Origin of the sequence: Neolewinella antarctica (genome assembly GCF_011927835.1) — a bacterium.
In the GTDB taxonomy this organism is placed as follows: domain Bacteria; phylum Bacteroidota; class Bacteroidia; order Chitinophagales; family Saprospiraceae; genus Neolewinella; species Neolewinella antarctica.
The window spans coordinates 647085-671579 of sequence record NZ_JAATJH010000001.1 but is presented as its reverse complement, the minus strand read 5'-3'; the positions used below and the strand labels follow the sequence as shown (position 1 = coordinate 671579).

The 24495-nt window shown below is 55.7% G+C and carries 19 protein-coding genes; 8 read left to right on the top strand and 11 right to left on the bottom strand.

All coding sequences use genetic code 11. The annotated features are described in order from the left end of the window. Positions 1–23: 23 nt before the first annotated feature. From GGR27_RS02775 to GGR27_RS02760, 4 genes are all read left to right on the top strand, one after another. A complete protein-coding gene (locus GGR27_RS02775) occupies positions 24–4124 on the top strand; it encodes a hypothetical protein (protein ID WP_245184377.1) in 4101 nt (1366 codons plus the stop codon). A 198-nt stretch (positions 4125–4322) separates the two neighbouring features. Beyond that, positions 4323–5378, top strand: a complete 1056-nt coding sequence (locus GGR27_RS02770) for a PorV/PorQ family protein (RefSeq protein WP_168035858.1) — start codon at positions 4323–4325, stop codon at positions 5376–5378. A 229-nt stretch (positions 5379–5607) separates the two neighbouring features. Continuing rightward, entirely contained in the window at positions 5608–6081 is a 474-nt protein-coding gene (greA, locus tag GGR27_RS02765) for a transcription elongation factor GreA (protein ID WP_168035857.1), read from the top strand. A 3-nt stretch (positions 6082–6084) separates the two neighbouring features. Next, entirely contained in the window at positions 6085–6489 is a 405-nt protein-coding gene (locus tag GGR27_RS02760) for an HIT family protein (RefSeq protein ID WP_168035856.1), read from the top strand. A gap of 62 nt (positions 6490–6551) precedes the next feature. Here GGR27_RS02760 and GGR27_RS02755 read toward each other — a convergent pair whose 3' ends face one another. The 7 genes from GGR27_RS02755 to bshC form a co-directional block, all read right to left on the bottom strand. After that, positions 6552–7187, bottom strand: coding sequence for a peptidase (locus GGR27_RS02755; protein ID WP_168035855.1), 636 nt, complete (start codon positions 7185–7187; stop codon positions 6552–6554). A 192-nt stretch (positions 7188–7379) separates the two neighbouring features. Beyond that, positions 7380–8195 carry a 3-deoxy-8-phosphooctulonate synthase gene (gene kdsA, locus GGR27_RS02750; RefSeq protein ID WP_168035854.1) on the bottom strand — a complete coding sequence of 272 codons (816 nt, stop codon included), beginning with the start codon at positions 8193–8195 and terminating at the stop codon, positions 7380–7382. 158 nt (positions 8196–8353) lie between these two features. Continuing rightward, complete coding sequence (locus GGR27_RS02745) at positions 8354–9241, bottom strand: 3-hydroxybutyryl-CoA dehydrogenase (RefSeq protein WP_168035853.1); 888 nt, start codon at positions 9239–9241, stop codon at positions 8354–8356. A 10-nt stretch (positions 9242–9251) separates the two neighbouring features. Further along, positions 9252–9785: a cob(I)yrinic acid a,c-diamide adenosyltransferase gene (locus GGR27_RS02740; protein WP_168035852.1), complete on the bottom strand. Its 534-nt coding sequence runs from the start codon at positions 9783–9785 to the stop codon at positions 9252–9254. A 70-nt stretch (positions 9786–9855) separates the two neighbouring features. Continuing rightward, a complete protein-coding gene (locus GGR27_RS02735; RefSeq protein ID WP_168035851.1) occupies positions 9856–10587 on the bottom strand; it encodes an ABC transporter ATP-binding protein in 732 nt (243 codons plus the stop codon). Between the two features lie 39 nt (positions 10588–10626). After that, the gene (gene gatC / locus GGR27_RS02730; protein WP_168035850.1) at positions 10627–10923 is read right to left on the bottom strand and encodes an Asp-tRNA(Asn)/Glu-tRNA(Gln) amidotransferase subunit GatC; all 297 of its coding nucleotides are present in this window, start codon (positions 10921–10923) and stop codon (positions 10627–10629) included. Between the two features lie 63 nt (positions 10924–10986). Then, positions 10987–12597 carry a bacillithiol biosynthesis cysteine-adding enzyme BshC gene (bshC, locus tag GGR27_RS02725; protein WP_168035849.1) on the bottom strand — a complete coding sequence of 537 codons (1611 nt, stop codon included), beginning with the start codon at positions 12595–12597 and terminating at the stop codon, positions 10987–10989. 85 nt (positions 12598–12682) lie between these two features. On the opposite strand from bshC, the gene glpK reads away from it, so the two are divergent. After that, on the top strand, positions 12683–14179 hold the full coding sequence (gene glpK, locus GGR27_RS02720; RefSeq protein ID WP_209037862.1) for a glycerol kinase GlpK: 1497 nt from the start codon (positions 12683–12685) through the stop codon (positions 14177–14179). A gap of 44 nt (positions 14180–14223) precedes the next feature. Here the strand turns inward: glpK and truB are convergent, their stop codons facing one another. The 4 genes from truB to GGR27_RS02700 form a co-directional block, all read right to left on the bottom strand. Further along, positions 14224–14952 carry a tRNA pseudouridine(55) synthase TruB gene (gene truB, locus GGR27_RS02715; RefSeq protein ID WP_168035848.1) on the bottom strand — a complete coding sequence of 243 codons (729 nt, stop codon included), beginning with the start codon at positions 14950–14952 and terminating at the stop codon, positions 14224–14226. A gap of 61 nt (positions 14953–15013) precedes the next feature. Next, positions 15014–15307 carry a DUF5615 family PIN-like protein gene (locus GGR27_RS20510; RefSeq protein ID WP_168036384.1) on the bottom strand — a complete coding sequence of 98 codons (294 nt, stop codon included), beginning with the start codon at positions 15305–15307 and terminating at the stop codon, positions 15014–15016. Positions 15308–15375: 68 nt separating this feature from the next. Next, positions 15376–15603 (bottom strand): DUF433 domain-containing protein, encoded by a 228-nt coding sequence (locus tag GGR27_RS02705; RefSeq protein ID WP_168035847.1) that lies wholly within the window; start codon positions 15601–15603, stop codon positions 15376–15378. A 109-nt stretch (positions 15604–15712) separates the two neighbouring features. Further along, the gene (locus GGR27_RS02700) at positions 15713–16966 is read right to left on the bottom strand and encodes a DEAD/DEAH box helicase (protein ID WP_168035846.1); all 1254 of its coding nucleotides are present in this window, start codon (positions 16964–16966) and stop codon (positions 15713–15715) included. Positions 16967–17752: 786 nt separating this feature from the next. Here GGR27_RS02700 and GGR27_RS02695 point away from each other — a divergent pair. The 3 genes from GGR27_RS02695 to GGR27_RS02685 all read left to right on the top strand — a co-directional run bounded on the left by GGR27_RS02695 (position 17753) and on the right by GGR27_RS02685 (position 24487). Beyond that, complete coding sequence (locus GGR27_RS02695) at positions 17753–19561, top strand: alpha-amylase family glycosyl hydrolase (protein ID WP_168035845.1); 1809 nt, start codon at positions 17753–17755, stop codon at positions 19559–19561. Positions 19562–19748: 187 nt separating this feature from the next. Continuing rightward, positions 19749–22382, top strand: a complete 2634-nt coding sequence (locus tag GGR27_RS02690) for a two-component regulator propeller domain-containing protein (protein WP_168035844.1) — start codon at positions 19749–19751, stop codon at positions 22380–22382. Positions 22383–22627: 245 nt separating this feature from the next. Further along, the gene (locus GGR27_RS02685) at positions 22628–24487 is read left to right on the top strand and encodes a glucoamylase family protein (RefSeq protein WP_168035843.1); all 1860 of its coding nucleotides are present in this window, start codon (positions 22628–22630) and stop codon (positions 24485–24487) included. Positions 24488–24495 lie beyond the last annotated feature (8 nt).

Genomic DNA, 24495 nt, shown 5'->3' with positions numbered 1-24495 from the left:
GAGCCCCCCACTAATGCTGATTTATGAATAGTAGTAACTTATACGTTAGGCAGCTTTTTATCTGTTTGCTGGCCGTCGCGGGTATGGTCCTGCCGGTAGAAGCACTGGCGCACGCAGGCCCCACCAAGAAGGGGCCGACCACGCCCAGCAGGTCGGATCAGCAACGGATCGAGTTTCGGAACAATTGTGACAACGCGATTGCCCAGATCGACCAAGAAATCAACAACGTACGCGCCCGCCTGACGACCGGCGGCGACGTCTGGTGGGATGGGAGTAACGGTCGCTACATCGTCCCCAAGCCACCCCCCGGAGTGCCCGAAGTGAGCGCTATCTACGCCGGAGCCGTGTGGCTCGGCGGTAGAGACCCCGGTGGCGGCCTGAAGGTTTCGGCCCAGCAGTTCGGTCGCGGGGGCGGTGAATTCGATTATTACCCAGGGCCCCTGACGGACGAGGGTACCACCTCTCGCGATACCTGTGCCGAATGGGACCGCTTTTTTACGGTCTCCGGTGAAAGCATCCGTGCCGTGCGCGCTGCATTTACGGAGAATGATGGCGAGCCACTTCGCGTCGAAGATATTCCGGAAGACATCCTCGGTTGGCCCTCTACGGGAAATCCCTATTTCTCCAGGGTCAATGGATTTGAGTTGCCCAATACCAGGCAGGGACTTGCCGGATTTTGGGACGAGGACTTAGACGGAAATTATGACCCGACGCTGGGTGATTATCCCATCATCGAGATTCGCGGTTGTACCGATGCCCCACAGTTCCCGGAAGAGATGAACTTTTGGATCTATAACGATGCCGGCAACATCCACCGGGAGTCCAACACGACGAACCTGATCCGCATGGAGATCCAGGTACAAGCTTTCGCCTACACGACTTCCGATGACATCAACAACATGACCTTTCAGCGGTATAAGCTGATCAACCGGGCGCAGGAGGACATACTGGACACCTACTTCGCGATGTGGGTCGACCCCGACCTGGGGTGCCCCACTGATGATTACGTCGGAAGTGATACGACTCGCTCCCTTGCCTACGTCTACAACGAAGACGAACTGGACGGAGCGAGCGGCTGTGTCTGCGCGGAGGGGATCAACACCTATTGTGACGAAATTCCAATTTTGGGGGTCGACTACTTCCGCGGGCCCCGCTCACCGATTCAAACGGATTCCGGACTCGTCGAGATCGAACTGGGGATGAGTTCTTTCATCTACATCAACAACGCCGGTGAGGGTACGCCCGCGCCCCCCACGACCGATCCCAATACGGCCCAGGAATACTATAATTACCTGCAGGGGCGCTGGCTCGACGGAACGCCCCTCTGCAACTCCGGTAACGGCTACGACCAGACGCCGTGCGAGGAGACGCGCTACATCTTCCCCGACGCACCGAATAATCCGGATGGCTTTTCCATGTCCACCGCCGACCTACCCTTCGGAGACCGGCGAACGCTGCAGGCATCCGGCCCCTTTACCCTCATTCCCGGGGCCGTAAACGAGCTCATCATCGGCGTCGTATTCGTCGCTAACCAAGATTATCCGAACCCCTCCATCCGTCGGTTACAACAGGCTGATGATTTGGCCCAGAGCCTGTTCGATAATTGCTTCGATATCTGCGATGGCCCCGACGCACCCGACGTGGACGTACTGGAACTGGACCGCGAGATTGTCATGCTGCTCAGTAACCGCCGGGCCAGCAACAACTTTCGGGAGGAGTACACGGAGGCCGGTCTCGGTATACCGCGCGGGGAGGATAGCCTCTACCGCTTCGAAGGGTACCGGATCTTTCAGTTTTCCGGCCCCGAGGTGTCACTCGCCGAAGTAGACGACCCCAACCGGGTCCGCGAAGTAGCTCGCTTCGATGCCGTGAACGGAGTAACCAAACTCTTCAACTGGTCGGCACTCAACGAAGACGATAATCCTTTCGAGGACCCCTTCCTGACGCCTGAGCTCCAGGTGGCCGGTACCGACAACGGCCTTCGCCATTCCGTCAGTATTACGCAGGACGCATTTGCGAGCGGTGGAGAAACCGGTCTGGTGAATCACCGGCGCTACTACTTTACGGCCATCGCTTACGCTTACAATAACTATAAAGAGTACGATCCGCTGGACCCCATTAACCCCGGGCAACCACAACAGTATAAGTCTTCGAGCCTAAACATCGGTGACCAGCTTACCGGGCGCCCTTACTATGAAGTAATTCCGCGCCCGGTGCTGGACCGTGAACTGATGGCCGAATACGGCGATGGGTTTGCGATCACCCGCATCGCGGGCCGGGGTAGCGGTGGTCATTTCCTCGATATCGATTCCACGACGCGGGCGTCAATCGAATCAGCGTTTGCCGCCGGGGAGACTTTCGACGGCGACATCGTTTATCAGGCCGGTGCCGGCCCGATCGACGTGTTCGTAAATAATCCGTTGCGGGTTCGTGACGGAGAATATGAGATCAAGTTCTTCGACGAATCGATGAACGGTCGGTCCCTCGACGCAGACGCCGGGTGGATGCTCCGTTGCCTCGACGGATGTGCCACCGAGACGATTCTCAGCGAGCGCCCGATTAGCGAAATCAACGAGCAACTCATTTCCGAGTACGGATTTTCCGTTAACATCAGTGACGTCGACGAACCGGGGGAAAACCCGTTCGACGGGAATGGTACCGTCGGTGGGGCAATTTCCTACGCCGAACCCGAAGGGGATCGCTGGCTAAGTTTCCTGCCCGATGGCTTTGACCCCAACGTGGGCGCGGCCACGGTCGACGGCACGATTTATAATTACGTGAACAACGGAGGCGATGACCGGTCCGAGCGATTCGAGCCCCTCGATCCCGGTCAGGAATTCAGTGATTTATTCCCGGGCATCTATCCGTTCCGCCTGATGGACTGGAACGATCGGCCGGGAGGCGACCCGTTTATCTCTCCCGTGTTCGTCAACAACACCATGAACAGCGTGTCCGAGCTTAGTCTGCAAGACCTCAACAACGTAGATATCGTGTTCACGTCGGATAAGGCGCTGTGGTCGCGTTGCCCCGTGATCGAAACGGCCAATCGCTTCTACGCAGGCTCACGCCTCAACGACGAGCTCATCGCCGAGGATCTCCCGCTGATGTTCGATACACGCGACGCACCCAGCGTGACTAAGGAGGCCGGCCCCGATGGTTTGCCGCTGGTGGACGCCGCCGCTGATGAAGAATTAGCCCGCGGGATGGGTTGGTTCCCCGGCTACGCAATCGACGTAGAAACGGGACAACGCCTTGCGGTATTTTTTGGGGAGAACAGCCTGTACGCCGGTCAGCAACTGACCGATAACCCCGCAGCAGGCGCCTTGCCCGAAAACGGAAACGACCTGATCTTTAACCCTTCGAGTGCGGTATTTACGCCAGCGGGTCGGGAGCTTCAGCTGCTGAACTTTGTGTCGGGCGGTCAGCATTTCTTCTACGTCACCAACCAGGCTTACGACGGTGGTGTATTTTTGGAGGGACGGTTTGAACCCCGGTCCCGCGTCGGTTCGAACCGAAAAATCCGTGCGCTCGAAACCATTACCTGGGCGGGCTTCCCGTTGCTGTCGCCCACGTCGGAATTGCTGAGCTACGCGGAGGGGATCGTCCCGAACAAGGCTACGATCAAGCTGCGGGTCAACAGCACGTTCGATTACGCCAACGATGATTCGGCTAAGGAAGACGACTACCCAACGTATCAATTTACGGTTAACGGGGCAGCCGCGAGTAATGAATTAAGTGACGCGGGAATCAACCGGGCGTTGGATATGATCAACATCGTACCCAACCCCTACTACGGGTTTTCGGAATACGAAGATGGCCCCAACCAGGTGGACATCAAGATCACCAACCTGCCCGCGAAGGCCACGGTCTCGATCTACAGCCTGGACGGTAAATTCATCCGGACGTACAATCGGGATGAAGAGCCGACGATGCTCCGTGGGGCGGAGGACCGGCCGTTCGGTGAACGACAAATTTCGCCCGCCCTCGCCTGGGATTTGAAGAACTTCAAGGGAATCCCCGTGGCGAGTGGGGTGTACCTGATTCACGTTGCCGCACCCGGGTTGGGTGAACGGACACTGAAATTTTTCGGTATTCAGCGGGAGTTCGACCCATCCGGCCTGTAACTTTTGGGCGCGGACGCGGGTGCCGGGTAAATTGGTAGGGGAAAAGAGCCGACCGAGCTCCGCACGCTAAACCCATTTACCCCGCACCCGCGGCCGCGCACGAAGATTTTGAGTTTTTAACCCCACGTTCACCTCATTACAACCGCACCCGGTGGCCGTGAGGTACTTCCCGACTAAGCGGGAGATAATTTTAGTAGCATGAATAAAATTTATCCACTTTTAGTGCTTCTGCTAACCAGCGGGGTGCTCTGCGCCGGCAACCCGGACCGCCAGGGAGAGGCTGGTGCCGCGCAATTACTGATGAACCCCTGGGCCCCGTCCGCCGGGCTGCACTCACTGAATACTTCCAGCGTAATGGGCGTCGAAGCCATGCGCATCAACCCCGCCGGTCTCAGCCGGGCGTCCGGTACGAACGTGATGCTGGGCTACGCGAATTACCTGAGCGGTTCGGATATTTCGATGCAAGCCATCGGGGTCAGTTCTTCCCTAAAGGGGGGGGGTGCGATCGGCATCAGCCTGCACAGCCTGAGCTTTGGTGACGTACCGGTTACCACGACCAACATTCCCGAGGGGACGGGCGCGAACCTCGATCTTGCTTTCCTCAACATCGGCTTGACGTACAGCTACACCTTCGAGCAGAAAGTATCGGTGGGCGTTACGTTGCGCGGGGTGAGCGAAGGAACTTCCGACGTAAGCGCGTTCGGCTTTGCCATCGATGCTGGTATTCAGTACATCACCGGAGAGGCCGACGAGTTCAAGTTCGGGGTTAGTTTACGCAACGTCGGCTCGCGCATGCGTTACGCCGGCCAGGGTCTCGCTACGACATCGGAAAACCCCGACCCACGCTCGGATTACGCCCTGACCTTCAACCAGCGTGCGGTGGGCTTCGAGATGCCCAGCATCCTCAACATCGGGGCGAGTTACGATTTCCTTACGGCGAGTGAGGCGCTGCGGGACCACCGCGTCACCGTGATGGGGAACTTTACGGCCAATTCCTTTAGCCGCGACCAGCTGGGCGGGGCGGCCGAGTATGCGTTCCGGGAGCAATTCGTGGCCCGCGTGGGTTACCGAACCGACGTGGATACGGATGAGCTGACGGAAGCTCCACTTTACGAAGGACTCAGCGCCGGTGCGTCCGTGCGGGTGCCCTTCAGCAAGGCGGACCGCTCGAAAATGGTCAGCTTCGACTACGCCTTCCGGTCAACGCGTATTTACGGTGGTACGCACAACGTCGGCCTTAGCTTAGCACTTTAAATTTGGTTCACTTAGTTGCCGAAGATAATTCGGTGGGTGAACGTTTGCCGCTTATATTTGTAATTACAAAAATAGAATGGAGACGTTTTCCCCCCAGTGGAGAAAGCGTCTCCGTTTTTAGTTATCGTTTCGGTACGGGGTCGATGCACCGCACTTGGTGTCCCCCCCCGTGGTTGACAAGTACGACCATCACCGTCATCCGAATCGAAGTCACCTTAAATTGCCCAATATGTCAACGACCCATTATTTATCGCAGGAAGGTTACGACAACTTGAAGGCGGAAATCGCGCTCCTCAAGGGGACCGGCCGCCAGGATATAGCCGCCGCCATCGCCGAAGCCCGGGAGAAAGGAGACCTTTCCGAAAATGCTGAGTACGACGCGGCCAAGGACGCCCAGGGGCTACTTGAGATGAAAATTCACGAACTGGATAAGGTGATGGCCAACGCCCGCGTGCTAGACGCGAGCCAGCTGGACAACAGCCACGTAACGGTGATGAGTAACGTGACGATCAAGAACGTCAAGAACGGTGCGCAACTAACCTACAAGCTAGTTGCCGAAACGGAGGCGGACCTAAAAAACAAGAAGATCAGCGTCAGCAGTCCGATGGGGCGGGGCCTGCTGGGTAAAGCAGTGGGTGAACTCGCCGAAGTGCAAACTCCGGGCGGTACCATTCAATTCGAGATCATCGAAATCACTATTTGAACCATGGGTTCAATCTTCAGTAAAATTATCGCGGGTGAGGTGCCCGCGCACAAGATCGCCGAGACGGACCGGTTCATCGCGTTTCTCGACGTGCGGCCAATGGTGGAAGGGCACACGCTCTGCGTACCGAAAAAGGAAATTGACTACGTCTTTGATTTAACCGACGACGAGTTAAGCGGACTGCTGGTGTTCAGCAAACGGGTAGCCGCCGCGATCAAGTCCGTAGTACCCTGCGCCAGGGTAGCCGTTGGCGTGCTGGGCCTCGAGGTACCGCACGCGCACGTTCACCTGGTGCCCGTCTCGCAGGAGCAAGATTTTCGGTTCGGTAAATCCGTGGCGGTTTCAGATGCGCGGATGCAGGAACTAGCTACGTTGATCAGTGAGCGGGTTGAGTTGCGTGGGGCGTAAAACCCGCGACTGGCTACGAGCTATCCCCCCGCCCACGGCGGCAACGCACCATAAGTAAGGTGCTAGAAATTAGGCGGGATCAGTTCTTTGAAGTGGCCGTTCAACTCAGCGCGGTCCCGGATCCCCGTATTTTCCTCGACGTTCGGAAGAATATCTTTGAGGTGATCGAGCAAGAACCTCTGCCGGGGACGAGCCTCGCGTAGGGTTAGCAACTCGTACTCGCCCTTTAACGTAAGACCGACGTAGTGGCCGACATCGTAGGTCAGAAAGCCTTCCGCGACGGATTTAACTTCCTTCGACACCCGGAGTTGGCGGTAAATGGTTTTCACCAGGTCGACGATTTCCTCGTTCATTTCCGGATCTTCGGCGTAGTCTATTTCCAGTTTGCTGCCTTCCCCACCGGGGTAAAATTTACCCGGCATCGTCTTGTAGTAATCTTCGAGTAAGTAGACGTCGCCGCCGCGCGTCCTGATGTCGCACTCGCCGGAAGGGTAGCGGTTGGCTACTTCTTCGAGGGTCACTTCCGTAGCAGTCGACTGCATTTTGCCGGCCATCATGGTCGATACCAGAAACGTTATGTTATTGTCTTCGACGTCGGCCACCAACTGCCGGTAGCGCTCCTCAAAAATGTGGAGGTTCAGTTGCTCTCCGGGAAAGACGACTAGTTGAAGGGGAAAGAGGGCGAATGTTTTTACCATGGCACTATCGAAAGCTTCGTCATACCCGGCATTATTGCCACGGCTGAAATAGTTTTAGTTAATTAAGCTGGATACTCCCTTAATGTTCCGAATTATTTCGGCTTCAGCGAGATTATTTCGGAGATTATACCGAGTCAGACTTTAGACGGATGCGTGTTGTACGTACGCTCTCCAGGGCCAATTTACGGCCCGCTAGAGAATAGCTTCCCGAACCCTGATTAATTTGCGAAGGATGGCCTCCAACTGATCCAGCGGAAGCATGTTGGCCGCGTCGCTCTGCGCTTCGCTCGGATTAGGGTGCGTTTCCATAAAGAGACCATCCGCACCGGTGACGATGGCCGCCTTGGCGATCGTTTCGATCATTTCCGGTCGGCCTCCGGTGACGCCGCTATTCTGGTTGGGCTGCTGTAGGGAGTGGGTGCAGTCCATTACCACCGGACTACCCAGACGGCGCATGGTGGGGATGCCACGGAAGTCTACGACCAAGTCGGTGTACCCAAAAGTGGTTCCGCGCTCGGTCAGCCAGACCTGATCATTTCCGCTATCGAGAACTTTTTGCCGGGCGTGCTCCATGCCGGCCGCACTCAGGAATTGCCCTTTCTTGATGTTGACCACCTTACCCGTTTTGGCGGCGGCGACGATTAGGTCCGTTTGGCGGCAGAGAAAGGCGGGGATTTGCAGCACGTCAACATACTGGGCGGCCATGGCGGCCTCCGCCTCGGCGTGGATGTCAGTGGTTGTAGGCAGGCCGAACCGATCACCTACTTTGGCCAGAATTTCGAGTGCCTTTTCATCCCCGATACCGGTAAAACTGTCGACCCGGCTGCGGTTGGCTTTGCGGTAGCTTCCCTTGAAGATGTAGGGGATGCCGAGTTTGTCGGTGATCTCACCCACGCGTTCGGCGATCTCCATGGCGGTGGCTTCGCTCTCGATGGCACAGGGGCCGGCGATCAGGAAGAAATTATTGGCGTCCGCAAACTTGATATTTGGCAGTGCTGAATAGTCCATTAATAGTCTCACAATTTAGGATTTGTGAATTGATAGCGATGTTATTTTTTTTGCTGGTAAGGCAAAAAACGTAAGAGATGCCGTAGCGTCGTTGAGGCTTTTTAACGCAGCCAGCAGGAAAAGGACAAGCTAGAAGTCACAAATCCTGAGTTGTGAGACTATATTTTAAAGCTTTTGCTGACGACCATCTCCTTGCCGCCGCCACTATAATCGTAGAACCCTTCCCCGGATTTTCGCCCGAGTTTACCCGCCGTAACCATGTTGACCAGTAAGGGGCAAGCCTGATAGTGCAGTCTGCCGAAGCCCTCCTGCATGACGTTCAGGATGGCCAGGCAAGTATCCAGCCCGATGTAATCCGCTAGCTGCAACGGACCCATGGGGTGCGCCATACCGAGTTTCATCACGGTGTCGATGGCTTCTACGTCCGCGACGCCTTCCCACAGCGTGTACATCGCCTCGTTGATCATCGGCATCAAAATCCGGTTAGCTACGAAACCAGGGTAGTCGGTCACTTCAACGGGTACTTTACCTAAGTCCCGGCTGAGTTGCATCACCATCTTCGTAGTCTCATCGTTCGTAGCGTAGCCGCGAATAACCTCGATTAATTTCATCACCGGCACCGGGTTCATGAAGTGCATCCCGATCACCTTTTCTGGCCGATCGGTCGCCGCGGCAATCCGCGTAATGCTGATGCTAGAGGTGTTTGAAGCAAGGGGCGCGGCCGCGGGTGCCAGGCGAGCGAGCTCGGCAAAGATCTTTAGCTTCAGGTCGACGTTTTCCGTCGCAGCCTCAATGACGAGGTCGGCCTCGGAAACCCCTTCCGCCATGTCGGTGTGCAGACTAATGTTGGCGACGGCCGTGGCGAGTTCCACCTCCGTAATGCGCTCTTTCTTAAGCACTCTTGCCAAGCTTGACTGTACGCTCGCCAATCCGCGATCGAGCGATTCCGTACTAATATCAACGAGACTAACCTGGTGCCCGGCAACCGCAAAGACTTGCGCGATACCGGCGCCCATCTGCCCCGCACCAATAACTGAAATATTCATAAATGTCAACTTAACTGATCCATTTTACCTCCTCGATCTGCATAACGCGGGCGAGGTGGCGAGAAAGTACGAAGAAGTAATCGCTCAGGCGATTCAGGTAGATGATAACCGCACCGTCTATCTCCACGTCCGTGGCCAGCTCAACGACGCGCCGCTCCGCCCGCCGGCAGATGGTGCGGCAAATGTGTGCGTGGCTGAGGACCGGTGCCCCACCGGGAAGCACGAAGTGGGTCATCTTGGGTAAGTCCGCGTCCATCCGATCAATGGCATGCTCCAAGTCCGTAGCCGCGCTGGCGGGGAGCTCATAAGCTTGCCCCGGGCGGTCATCGGCCAGCGCCGCACCGAGGGCGAACAGGTGATTCTGCTGCGCGAGTAGTTCCGTACGTAAGTCGTCATCTTCGATGTGGTCACGTAGCAAACCGAGGAAAGAGTTTAGTTCGTCCACCGTCCCGTAGGCTTCTACGCGCTGGTGGAATTTCGGGATGCGTTTGCCCGAGTAAAGCCCCGTCTGGCCCTTGTCGCCCGTTTTAGTATATACTTTCATGCTTAGAGTTTACGGCAACGGTGAAGTCGAGGTGATTTCGGTGCCTAGTTTTTGCTGCAAACGCCAATTCTTACGCTTGGTTGTAGCGGTGTTCCGGGTCGGAAGCCCTACGAATTTCCGCGTTCAGTTCATCGGTCTCGACCGAGCCGTCCCGGAGACGTACGATGCGGTGCGCGTGCTCGGCAATATCGGGCTCGTGGGTGACGATGATGACCGTATTTCCGTCGGCCTGGATTTTCTCGAAAATCTCCATAATCTCGATACTTGTTTTCGTATCGAGGTTGCCGGTGGGCTCATCCGCCAGGATGATGGCTGGCCTGTTCACCAGCGCCCGGGCGATGGCGACGCGCTGGCGCTGTCCACCGGAGAGTTCGTTGGGTTTGTGGTCCGTGCGGTCGCCAAGGCCGACGGAAGCTAACACCTCGTGAGCCCGAGCTTCTCTTTCCTTACGGGGAACGCCGGCGTAGACCAGGGGAAGGGCGACGTTGTCCAGCGTACTTTGGCGGGGGAGGAGATTAAAGGTCTGGAAGACAAAACCAATTTTCTCGTTCCGAATATTGGCCAGTTCGGTATCGTCCATCACGCTGACGTCCTTGCCGTCGAGCTTGTAGTTGCCTAAGGTGGGCGTGTCGAGGCAGCCGAGCAGGTTCATTAACGTTGACTTTCCGGAACCGGAAGGACCCATTAGCGCTACGTATTCATTTGTGTTAATGAGCAGATCGACGCCGCGCAAAGCGTGCACCTTGGTCTGGCCCATTATGTAGGTCTTCGTCAACTGGTCAATCTCGATAACTGGCTCCATGGCGCGGTTTTGTAAAGTAAAAAATTAAGTGTAGCCGCACTATTCGCTGATGACCCGGGGGACGCACAAAAAACCACCCTCGCGGTCAGCGTCGGGTGCATTGTCCAGGGCTAGGTCGCGGTCGATGTGGTGGCCGATCTTATCCGGGCGGGGAACGTTTTCCTGGCCGGTTACGTAACGGAGCGGTTCTATATTTTCCAGATCCAACTCGTCAAGCTTAGCGACCATTTCCAAAATCCCCGCAAGGTCATCCCGCAATTTGATCGACTGCGCCGGGGTGGGGGCAAGGCGGGCTAGTTTAGCTAGTTGCGAGATTAAGGCTTCGTCAACTTTCATGCGCTTAGTTTTCGACAAATGTAAGGTTTGGGCGGATGGATGGAAACTACGAGCCTTGTGTGCTCACTTTTCGGGGCTCACAACCACTAGGCCGGGCGTGAGGGGATCGAGGTGATCGATCAGGACTTCAAACATCTTTTCGCCTTCCCGCAGGTAAATATTCAGAAAATTGTCTTTGCGCTCCTGCAAGCTGTTGTGCGGAAAGAGGTCGGCCCGCAGGGTCCGTACGTGAGTCATCGCCACCGCAAACCGTTGCTTCTCGACGCGGCGAAAACGGCTCTCGAAGTTCTCCACGATTTTGACCTGCCTGGTGCCTTCGGCGAGCGCCGCGCCCTCCAGCGTCGGGTCGATCTTCAACGCCTTGGCCGCGATGCGCGCGAAGATTTCGTTCACGTCGGCGACTTCCTGCTCCAGACTAAGGTCGTTGGCGGAATGACGGGCTACGTAGTCGCGGATGATAAGGTCCGCCTCCCGGAATACTTCACCGTAGGCGATACCTAATTTACTGATCTTTTTCTGTTGCTGCACGCCGACCCACAAAACCGAGCTACGCCGAACGAGCATGGGAAAATTTAGGTCGAAAGCAACGAATTGTTCTTTGCGTTCCAACCAGTAGGCAAGTTCACCGCCGCCACCGATGTAGGCGAGGTTCGGAAAAATCAACTCCTGAAAGAGTGGTCTCATGACGACGTTCGGGCTGAACTTTTCCGGGTGAGCTATCAGTTCCTGGCGCATTCCTGTTTCCGTAAACTCTAGTTCGGTATCGAGTATGCGGTACTTGTTTTCTCTATTTACAATACGATCTCGACGACCGTCGGTCAGGTAAAATAAATTGATCTCGCGGGCGTGCGCCTGGCCGCTGAAGCCGGCGTCGGTGAGTTCCCGCTGCGCCTTTTCCATCAGCGGCTGGCTGACTTGCTCAAAGATCTCGCGCTCCATGATGGGGCGGAAGGCGGCTTTAAATTCGGGCTTGGCCATGTCGGCGACGACCAATCCCGTTTGCCCGAACAGGTCGTGCACGAGGGCGACCGTAGCCGCGCCGTAGGTTTTGTTTTGGGTGTACGCTTTTTCAATCCGTTCGTAGATTTTCCGGGCGCGGCCCCGATAGCTATCGGGGGTGCCGAGTAATTTCGAAAGCGCAGCGAGGGCCGGGCGGAGTGATTCAGTCGACATCGCACCAACTGAACCACCGGTGCCCCCGTTGTCCCATTGGACTTTGTTGCCGTCGATACGGGCATGGTTAATCTCTTCGAAGTCATGGTCTTCCCCGCCCACAATGAAGACGGGTACGATTTTATGGTCCGGATAGCGCTCATTCAGCTGACGGGCCAGGTTAATGGCCGAACAAATCTTGTAGATGAAATAAAGCGGCCCGGTAAAAAGAGAGGGCTGGTGGGCGGTAATGACCGTAAACACATTGCTTTCCCCTAAACTCTGCACCTGCGACCGCGCTAAATCTGCTTCCGGAAGCTTGTCGTACTGCTCCGTGAGGACCTTGACCAATAGCGTCCGATCCGTATTATCCCGCGCTTTATCCGTCATCACCTCCGCGAAACTCTCCAAATTGACGCCGTACTTATAGAAGGGCCGCAAGCGCTCGTCGGCCGTGGCGTAGGCGACATCCTTTTCGGAAAATTGGGGGACTTCAGGAAACGGAATACGGTCAATTTGCATGCGGCGGTTTATATTGCGGGTCAGGCGGGAAAACCCAACGGCCCCGCAAAAGTTGACTTTTTCGTGTAAACACAAGCCTTCGATCATGCCCCAATTAATCCTCGCCCTCGACCAGGGAACGACCTCCTGCCGCGCCATTCTTTTCAACCAAACCGGTGACATCGTCTCCGTCGCCCAACAAGAATTTACCCAGATCTACCCGCAACCAGCGTGGGTCGAGCACGACGCCGACGAAATTTGGAGCACCCAGTACGCCGTCACCCAGGAAGTGCTCGGCAAAGCAAAAATCAAGGCTGCCGACGTAGCCGCCATCGGCATCACCAACCAGCGCGAAACGACCCTCGTCTGGGACCGCAAAACCGGGAACCCAATACATAACGCCATCGTCTGGCAAGACCGCCGCACGGCCGCCATCTGCGACCGACTGAAAGAAAAAGGGCTGGAAGATCACGTTCGCGCGACTACCGGCCTAGTAATCGACGCCTACTTTTCCGGTACAAAAATCAAATGGATACTCGATAATGTGGAAGGCGCTCGCAAACGCGCGGAGAACGGCGAGCTAGCTTTCGGTACGATGGACAGTTGGCTAGTTTACAAACTCACCGGCGGCGAGGTCCACGTCACCGACGTCACCAACGCCGGCCGCACGATGCTTTTCGACATCAAAAAACGGCAGTGGGACGAGAAGATGCTGACCGAGCTGGGCGTCCCGCGAAGCATGCTACCGGAGGTGAAATCCAGCAGCGAAGTCTACGGAGAAACGCACCCCGATCTGTTCAGCTCACCGATCAAAATCGCCGGTATGGCGGGTGATCAACACTGCGCGCTGTTCGGTCAGGCTTGCTACGAAAAGGGGCAGGCGAAAAATACTTACGGGACGGGCTGTTTCATGCTGATGAATACCGGGACGGAAGCGATGACCAGTAAGAACGGTTTATTAACCACGGTTGCCTGGGAAATCGACGGTGAAATAACTTACGCACTGGAGGGCGCGGTCTTCATCGCCGGTGCCGCCATTCAGTGGCTGCGCGATGGACTAAAGATCATCGACGAAGCACCGGATTCGGAATTTTACGCGCGAAAAGTAAACGATACCGGCGGCGTGTACGTCGTGCCCGCCTTCGCCGGCCTGGGTGCCCCGTACTGGGATATGTACGCCCGCGGTGCCATTTTTGGACTGACGCGGGGGAGTAATAAAGCCCACATCGTCCGGGCAACCCTACAAAGCTTAGCCTACCAAGTCCGCGATGTGCTCGACGCGATGCAGAAAGATTCCGGCGCGAAACTCAAAACGCTACGCGTTGACGGCGGTGCCTCGGGGAACGACTTTTTAATGCAGTTCCAGGCGGATATGCTGGATACGAACGTGGAGCGGCCGCAGGTGACGGAAACGACGGCGCTCGGCGCGGCGATGTTTGCCGGCCTGGCGGTGGGCTACTGGACGAAAGACGATCTGGAGCGGACTTGGCAGCTGGGTAAGTGCTTCAGTTCAACTATGGAGGAAGATAAGCGGGCGAAGCTTTACCGGGGTTGGCAGAAGGCGGTCAAGCGGAGCATGGCTTGGGCGGAGGAGGATGAATAGCTGCTTGAAGACGTTTGTTTTTAAGGCACGAAGGCACAAAATAGTTACACGATATCCCGGTCACCAATTGCCGTCAAAAGTTCTTCGAGGTTCCACATATTTTCTTCTAAGTACGGTCCGACAACCGTGCGTCTGAGGGCTGTCAGGTAACCGCCAGAATCCAATGATTTTCCTAAATCGTACGCCAAGCTACGAATGTAAGTCCCCTTCGAGCAGCTGATCACAAAGTCGACCTCGGGCAATTCAATTCGCGTAATCTCAAATTCATGCACGGTGACCGGGCGGGGCTTAACTTCTACTGATTCACCCCGGCGGGCTTTTTTGTATAGTGGCTGACCACCAACTTTTATGGCCGAAAATATAGGCGGTAGTTGTTGTAAATCACCCGTTAAGTCAATCGCGGCCTGGCGAATCATTTCTTCCGTAATGTGGTCGGTCGGAAAAGTCTCGTTAATGGGCTCTTCGGCGTCGTAGCTGGCCGTCGTCGCGCCGAGGGTAATGGTGCCGGTGTAGGTTTTGTCTAGGCCCTGTAACTCCTGTAGTCGCTTCGTCCACTTTCCAGTGCAGATATTTAGCATTCCGGTGGCCATGGGGTCGAGCGTGCCGGCGTGGCCGACTTTGAATTTCTTTAAGCCTAGCTTCTTGCGGATTTTCCAGCGTAGTTTGTTAACGACGTCGAAGCTCGTCCAGCCTTTAGGTTTGTTGACTAGGAATAGCGTGCCGTCTTGAAAAGTAAATGGGGGCTGAAGGCTAGGTTCGGGTAAGTTTGACATGGGCGCGGTCGCTGGTGCAGGGGAAGGTTGGGGTGAAGAGGCAAGGTAAACAACCGTGGAGCTAAAGTGAGGTGGAGCGATCGATATACCCACCACGACTAAACTCAATGATATCCGCACCACCCTCCAGTTTAGTCACTATTTCGCTGAAGTGGGTATCAAAATATTGAAGAAGATCCTTATTGGATATATTACCGAACGTCAAATAGAGAACTTTTGGGGGTGCACCAAAGACCAGGTATGCATTATAAAAGTCAGCGTCCTTCGTGATCACTACTCGATCTTCAGTGACGGCTACATTAGTGATCTCGTCGTCCGCAAGAAGGTGCCCATCTTTTAAATCGGTCGTGTGAATTACGGTATAGCCCTGTTATCTTAAAACTACCGCAAGTTTGAACGGCAACTGAGTGTCGACGATGAAATTCATATGAAGGAAACTGCGGAACGGCTGTCGATTACTCTTGCGGCGAACTGGACACAGGCTAAAATATCATCCCTTTCTATGTAGGGGTAATCCGCTAAAATTTCGTCAAAACTCATGCCCCCACCGACCAACTCCAACATTTGCGTCACGGTAAAGCGCATGTTCCTGATGCTGGGTTTGCCGTGCATGACGTTAGGACTCATGGTGATTCTTTCCCGGAAGTTCATACTGGTGCTTTTGAGTTTCACGAAGATAGGACAGTCTTGGTTGCCCCACAAAAAGGGCCAGCCGTTGCAATACGACTGGCCCTGATTAGCTTCTATTTATCGTGATGACCTACCGATCCACAAAAGTAATCGCCTCACCAGTCTTACCGTTCCGGCCGGTACGGCCAACGCGGTGGATGTAGACGTCGTAATCCGTAGGGGCTTCGAAGTTGATCACGTGGGTGACGTCATCAATGTCGAGGCCACGGGCGGCAACGTCGGTGGCACAGAGGGCTTTGATCTTGCCGGACTTGAATTTGCCGAGCGCTTTCTGGCGGTAGTTCTGTGATTTGTTACCGTGGATCTCATCGGTGGCGATGCCGGCCTGGGAGAGCTTCTTGGTGATCTTCTTCACGCGGTGCTTCGTTTCGGCGAAGACGAGGACGCGCTTCATCTTCGGGTCGCCCATCATGTCGATCAGTTGGTCAAAGCGTTCGTCGCCGGAGACCACCTGCACGGTCTGGTTGATGTGCTCGGCGGAAGCTTCACCGCTGCTGACTTGGTGGATGACGGGGTCCGTGAGGAAGTAGTTGACGATCGTTTCCTGCGTCTTGTCGCGGGTCGCGGAGAAGAGCATGGTCTGGTCGCGCTGACCAATTTTGTCGGCGATGAACTTGACGTCCTTTTGGAAACCCATGTCGAGCATCCGGTCGAACTCGTCGAGGATGAGGACGGAAGCCTGGGCGAGATCGATCTTGCCCTGGCCGTAAAGGTCCTTCAGACGACCGGGGGTAGCGACGATGAGGTCGTAGTTCCGCTTGAGGGCGTGAATGTCGCTGTTGATATTCCGTCCGCCGATGAGGGTGAGGCTGGAGAACGTCATTCCTTTCGTGAGCGTCTTGAACTCCTGCTCAATCTGCAGAGCAAGCTCCCGGGTAGGGGCGAGTACGAGCGTCTGGAACGGCTCATCTTTCAATAAGGCGTCAATGATGGGGATGAGGAAGGCGCCGGTTTTACCGGTACCGGTCGTAGCGATGCCCATGATGTCCTTCAGCTCGATGATGTCGGCGAAGGAAACTTCCTGGATTTCGGTTGGGGCAACCCAACCGGCCTGCCGGAGGGCTACTTTTAGTTTTGGGTGAATATCCCAGTCGGCGTATTTGGTCTTGGCGTCGTACGTGACTTCCTGCATCGGGACGGCCTCGTGGACCATCAGGTGAGAAGCGATGGGCTTGTAGACGTGGGTGCTACGACGGCCGCCGCCGCCACCGCGCTGGCCGCCACCGCCACTACGACGGTTGCCACCGCCACCTGAGCTGGTTGATTTATTACGACGATTGTTCGGTCGGCTCTTGGAGCCTCCGGAGGAGCGTTTGTTTTCCATGTATAGTTTTGGGGGGGAGCACCCAAGGAAGCGGAATTACAACACGCTCGGGAACTCTGATTGGGGTAAAAAGGATCTGGGCCAAAAGCAGCCCCCGATCGGGAGTAATTCACGCACGGCGGTTTGTATTCACGCCGGCATTCTCCGAAAATTTGTGCGAAGGTACGGTTTTGTACCGTAACACGATGTTATTGTTTTATTAACTGTACTACAGTGATGCCAATACAACGTCGCTGGGTTATCATCGCGTCGACTACTGTTGTAGTGTTTACTGCGTTGCTATCGTAATAAAAAGTGCACGCCGCCCCAGGAGTGGTTTGACTCCTCTGATAAAACACGGTTGGGATAGCTGGTCTGGATTCAGTAATCCCCTTGTCTTCTACGCAGTCTTCAAACCGCGCTTCCGAGCCCGACAAGTCTGAGCTGAGGCCCGCCCTAGACAGACCAAATCACTTCCCAATTTAAATAAACTGTAGGGTCAACCAATGGTATGGGACGGTCGTGCGGGGGGATAACAGGGTGGGGGAGGGAATGGTTTTGTCGTGAGGTAGGAAGAGTAGGCGGTAGGAATGTAGGCGATAATTAGTAGACTGGTAGTCGCGAATGCTTTGTTTGCTTGGAAATCATCTCTGCACCCGCGACCGCGCATTACTCTTCTCCGCTAGCTTGCCGTCACCACTTCAGTAGCGGGTTGTGTTATTACGTAACACTATTCACCCGTAATTGGAGATGAACACTTCCGGTAATTTGGGGTAGTGACGGGATACTTTACCCTCGACAACTCAAATGAACGAAACTAAAACACTCCCGGTCGGCCTCACCGTAAACGACAAAACTTGTAACGTCTGCGTGTGGGCACCGAACGCTAAGGCCGTGGCCATCGCGGGCACCTTTAACGATTGGAACAAGACCGCTACTGTACTTCAGAACGATCCAAATCGCCACGGCCACTGGGTGGCTTACGATCTTCCCATGAAGGCGGGAGATGAGTATTTATTCGCCATTACTACCCAGGCCGATGAAGTCATTATGAGAGCCGACCCCCGTGCCCGGCGGATGACCAACTCGGTGGGGAACAGCGTGGTTTACCCCAATAATTACGACTGGCAAGCCGATGACTTCAAGATGCCGAGCTGGAATGAATTAGTCATTTACGAGTTACACATCGGAACTTTTAACGTGACCGAGGCGGGAAAACCCGGAACCTTTGCGACCGCCATCGATCGGCTGGAGTACCTGGTGGACATGGGCATCAACTGCATCGAAGTGATGCCAATTTCGGAGTTCGCCGGAGATTTCAGTTGGGGCTACAACCCCGCCCACCCTTACGCAGTGGAGGAAGCCTACGGCGGGCCGGATGGATTCAAAGATTTCGTCAAAGCAGCACACGCTAAGGGCATAGCCGTGATTCTCGACGTTGTTTATAACCACTTTGGCCCGAGCGACCTGGCCATTTGGCAGTTTGACGGCTGGAGTGAGAACGATAAGGGCGGTATCTACTTTTACAACGACTGGCGCAGCGACACCCCCTGGGGAGATACGCGCCCCGATTACGGCCGCCCGGAAGTCAGCGATTACATCCACGACAACGCCATGATGTGGCTCGATGAATTCCGTTGCGATGGCCTGCGGATGGACATGATTCCTTACATGCGGCACGTCAAGGGAGACGAAAACGCAAGTGAATCTCTTCCGGAAGGAGTAGCGGTACTACAGCGAATCAATACTTCCGTAAACGAGCGTTTCCCCGGCCGCCTGACGATCGCCGAAGATTTACACGGTAACAACTTCATCACGGACGACCAAGCTGACGGTGGCTGTGGATTTGGTAGCCAGTGGGATGCTGATTTCGTCCACCCCGTGCGGGCGGCCCTGATCGAACAGGAGGATACGAACCGCTCCATGGAGTCGCTAAGTAGCGCACTGCTGCGGCGGTACGGGGATGACTTCTTCAAGCGCGTCGTTTACACGGAGAGCCACGACGAAGTCGCCAACGGCAACGCTCGGATAGCGGAAGAAATCGCCGCCGATGATGTGAACAACTACTGGTCGGTTAAGCGCGCCGGACTGGGGGCGGCCATGGTGCTCACTACGCCCGGTATTCCCATGCTTTTCCAGGGACAAGCCCTCCTCGAAGATAAGTGGTTCAGTGATCAGGACCCGTTGGACTGGAGCCGCAAAGACGAATTCTCCGGTGTGTTCAACCAGTATCAGGACCTGATTCGCCTGCGCCGTAACCTGACCGGGCGCACGCGCGGCTTACAGGGGCAGCACACGCAGCCGCTCGTTATCAATGAACGGGATAAAATTTTGGCCTACGTACGTTGGTACGATGACCCGCAGAAAGACGGCGTACTGGTCGTGCTGAACTTCAGCAATACCACCTACAATGGCTACGCAATCGGTATGAACCAAGCATCCCACTGGGAGCTGCTCTTTAACGGCGATTGGAAAGGGTACAGTGACTTCAATGCGAACGCCGACGTTGCGCTGAAACTTCAATCGGAGGAAATCGACCAGGATGGCTACCCCCACCGGGTGATTACGGACATCGGTCCCTACGGCTCGCTCATTTTTGGTATCTGTGCAGCATAGTGGTGGCCACTAAGCCTACGGCCTGCCCTGCCGCGGCCTAAGCATTCGGTTACGTCGGTGCAATTAACATCGTAAATTGGTGATATTCCTGTATTTACTACGGAGCATCTGGTAGATTCGTAAGGTAGTTGGCTTCTCGTTCTGCAAGAGGATGTGACTACCTTACGGACCCCAGCCACCCCGTACAATGCGCCCTTGTCTATTTATACTCTACCTCATCATCGCCCAGACGCAGTTGGCGGGTCAGGACTCTGGTGTCCGTACCGAAGGTGTGCCAAAAGTCCGGTACTACACGCCCGAGCAGTACGGAGGTGATAACCAGAACTGGGATCTGGCGCAGGGTGACGATGGCGTGATCTACGTTGCTAACTCCGCCGGCGTACTTTCTTTTGACGGAGCGAAATGGCAACGGTTCAACTTACCCGGCCGACCGGTCGTCCGAGCATTAGCTTTTACGGACGGTCGATTGTATGCCGGGGGGTATGGTGAGTTTGGCTACTTCACCGATTTGGACAAAAGTGACCCCACCTATACTTCCCTTACCGATCAAATCGGTACGGGCGGGGTGCGGGAAGAAATATGGAAGATCGAATTACTCCTCGACGGGACAATTATCTTCCAGTCATTCGCCCGGCTATATGCTTTCCGCTCAGACAAGCTCATTGCCGACGTAGCACCCGGGATCGTTCTTTTTGGACAATCGGAAGGGAATCGTTTGGTCCTGCCCGTGGCGGGGCAAGGTTTGCAATACTGGTCGTCCGATACTGGCTTGAACCAGTTGGAGGGGAGCGAAAGAATCGGTTCGCGCATCGTAAGCAGTATAGCCCGGCGGGGCGAGGGCTACCTCATTGCCACCGCAGATACAACTTTCGTGTTGCAGCATGGAAAACTCAAGGAGACCGAACTGCCCAGTCAGGTCAACAGACTACTATCCCTGGCGGACGGCGGACTGGCAGCCGGCACGATCGATGATGGCGTGTACTTGACGGACGAGAGTTTACGCACAACGCTGCACCTGAATCGCGATAACGGCCTGGGGAACAATACCGTGCTGGCCCTTCTCGAGGACAAAGCCGGAAATCTCTGGGTGGGTCTGGACCGCGGGCTGGCCGTGATCAACCGAAACGGACCGCTTCGCTACGCCAACGCCGCAACGGCTGAGTTGGGGACTGTATACGCCGCGGCCCGGCGGGGTGACTTAACTTATTTGGGGACCAACCAGGGATTGTTCGTGCGCTCCGGTAGTGAAGATCGTCCCTTCAAACCGGTTGCCGGAACCACCGGCCAGGTGTGGGAACTTAAAGTTGTGGACGGGCTGCTGCTGTGCGGCCATAATAGCGGTTTGTTTTTGGTCCAAGGCACTACGGCCCGGTTACTACCGGGGGGGACGGGGGTTTGGAGTACCGTAGTTCATCCGACTGACTCGTCCGTCTTCGCCCAAGCGACTTATACCGGCATCAGTATTTTGCTGGATGCCGCCAACTCCGTTGCACCCCTCCGGTTGCCTGGCTATTTAGCTCCCCTACGATCGGTAGCCTGGGTCGGTGACCAACGGTTGCTGGCCGCACACGCCTCCCGTGGCGTGATGCGCATCGGCCTGACGGGCGATTTATCCGACTATGACGCAATCGACACGCTTGGCGCAGACATCACCAAGCCAATCGTCGTTCGCTACGGCGATACCGTACTTGTGCAAAGTACCGAGCAAGTCCTTCGCTACCGCAACGGTGGGCTCGAAGCGCTCAAAGAATTTTTGGGTATCCCCCTGCCCAGGGGAAGCCTGATCATCCCCGGCCGCCCCGGTAGTGAAGAGTGGTTTCTCGTCCAACGGCAAACTTTATCTTTATTTCGGGGTGGTGAGCTGGTCACTACGGTACCCGTGCGACTCCACGCCGACTACCCACGGATAATTCCCTGGGGGGAGGACCGATATTTATTGTGCCTCAACGATGGGTACGCAATTTTTGATCCGCAGGTCGGGGAGACCGACTTACCGGAGATGTTACTTCGAAAGGAAGTTGTTGCGGTAAACGCCGTACGTTTTGAAGCTGCCCTGCCGCTGTTCGACCGGCCGGTCAGGTATCGCTACCGGTTGACGCACCGGCAGGAAGAATGGTCAGCCTGGACGGACCGGCCTGAATTTGAGTTTAGAGATCTCTGGGAGGGCAACTACCTTTTTAAAGTGGAATCGGACTGGCCCGGAACGGGTGTGGAAAGCATATTTACCATTTCTCCTCCGTGGTTCCGCAGTACTGCCGCTTACCTAATATACGGGGCCGCATTTTTTGCGGCTATTTACCTTTTTTACCAACTTCACCGGAAGCGCCTTACGGTTCAGGAGCGTCGGCTGGAATTGATCCGCCGCCGACATCTACACCGCCAGGAAATGCACGCACGCAACCGGGAACTGGAAGACAGCGTAGCCACCAAAAATCGAGAATTAGCGAACACGACGCTCAGCCTGGCCAAGAAGAACGAGATGCTGCTCCAACTGCGCACGGAACTAGATCGGGGCCGCAACGAGAAGGTCCGCCACCTCATCGACCGCAACCTGAACAACGAAGAGGATTGGTCTATTTTTGAAAGCCATTTCAACGACGTCCACGACACCTTCCTGAACAAACTACGTCACGCGCATCCTAACCTAACCTCCGGAGATCTGCAACTCGCTGCCTACCTGAAGATGGGCCTCGCCTCCAAAGAAATAGCTCCCTTGCTGCACATCAGCCTGCGGGGCGTCGAGAACAAACGCTATCGATTGCGGAAGAAACTGGAACTGGAGGGGAGTGATAACCTCAACCAGTACCTCCTCGATATCTGATGGTGAGGTCGCGAATCTTGTGATTTTCTTCCTTACCTGGCGTGTGTCAATGGCATAACTAATTTATAATCAGCGATTTAGTTGTGCGAAAGGGGATTCCTAATTTTGTTGAATAATCAAATAATTTTGGCAATGGCGTAGTCCTGGTGAGGTGCAAAATTCGTCTAACGGCCCGCTGTTAGGCGAACTTCATGACGAATTTAGCGCGCTGCGGCCCAGTTGGCTTTGGCGCATAAAGAAGTCACATGCACAGAATTTTTACCCTCATCGCACTCTCCGTATGCACACTTATCGCGGGTCAGTTACGGGGGCAGGCCGGCCCCGTAACCGGGCTGGTGGCTACTGCCTATGACCACCACGTAGAACTTAATTGGGACGCACCCACCAACCCGGCGGTGACCAGCGTACGCGTTTTTTCAGCGGAAGGGGAAGGGGCTTTTGCGACGGTTGCTACCTATAACACGGCTTCGCGCACGCACGTATCCTTTTTGGGGGACTGGAACGTAACCGGGCGTTACTTCGTCCGGTCAATCACCGCCACCGGTCAGCTCGGCGCGCCTTCCGATACGGTTTCCGCGACGACCTTCGAGATGACGGATTCGATGCTGCTGGATATGGTCCAGGAATACACGTTGCGCTACTTCTACGATTTTGGCCACCCCGTCTCCGGCCTCGCCCGGGAGAGAAACACCACCAGCACGGTAACCAGTGGCGGCAGCGGCTTCGGCGTGATGGCGCTGATCGTCGGCGCCGAACGTGGTTTCTTGACTTACGAGCAGGCACTGACGCGGACCAATAAAATGGTGGATTACCTACTCGAAGTGCCACGCTTCAAGGGTGCCTTTAGTCACTGGATGAACGGCGCGAACCGGCAAGTGATCCCCTTCAGTGCGCGCGATGACGGGGGAGACCTTGTTGAGACGGCTTTCCTCATTCAAGGATTACTAACCGCGCGGCAATACTACACGGGCGACTCAGAAAATGAAGTCCGGTTGCGCACTAACATTACCCAGCTCTGGGAAGAAGTCAACTGGAACTGGTACCGCAAAACCACCGGTAACGTCATCTACTGGCACTGGTCGCCGACCAATGAGTTCGCGATCAACCTGCCCATTCGGGGGTTCAATGAGTCCCAAATCGTGTACTTGCTCGCGGTCGCTTCACCCACCGCCGCGTTCGACGTTCCCGCTTCGGTGTATAAATCGGGCTGGGCCGGCGAAAATTACGCGACCAACAATTCGTTCTACGACATCCCGCTGATCGTCGGGCGGAGAAAGGGCGGTCCGCTCTTCTTTAGCCACTACAGCTACCTCGGTTTCGACCCCCGCGGCATCCGCGATGATTTCGCGAATTACTTCGAGCGCAACCGGAACCACTCGCTGATCAATTACGAGCACTGCGTTGACAACCCTTACAACCGCGAAGGCTACGGACCCAACGTCTGGGGGCTAACGGCCAGTGATGATCCGGACGGTTACAAAGCTCACTCCCCCGACAATCAGAACGACGATAACGGTACCATTTCTCCCACCGCCGCCCTGAGTTCCATGCCCTACACGCCCGAGGAAAGTATGCGGGCGCTCAAGCACTTTTACCGGGAGATGGGCGACCGCACCTGGGGGCCGTACGGATTTTACGACGCCTTCAACGAGGGGCGCGACTGGTACGCGAATAGTTACCTGGCCATCGATCAGGGGCCGATCATTTGTATGATCGAGAACGCGCGGTCCGGCTTACTCTGGGACCTTTTTATGAAGAACCCGGAGATCGCACCGGCGCTGGCGGCCGTCGGTTTTGTGAAAGACGCCACCACCGCAACCGCTGAACTGCCGGCCATTTTTACGGAGGCACCTCAGCTTTATCCCAATCCGGCTACGGACCGGCTCACGGTCGATCTACACCTCCGCGCGGCGACTGACGTGACGGTCGATTTGTATGATTTGGCGGGGACGCGGGTGCAAAGTCTGTACAAAGGCGAAGCCGGGGGGGCTGGCGCCGTACCCATCTCTTTGCACCTGCGACCGCGCCCCAGTGCCGGCTACTATTTTCTCAAAATCAATACGCCCGGCGGAAGCACGCTGCTACCACTGGTCCTCCAACGCTAATCCTTTTT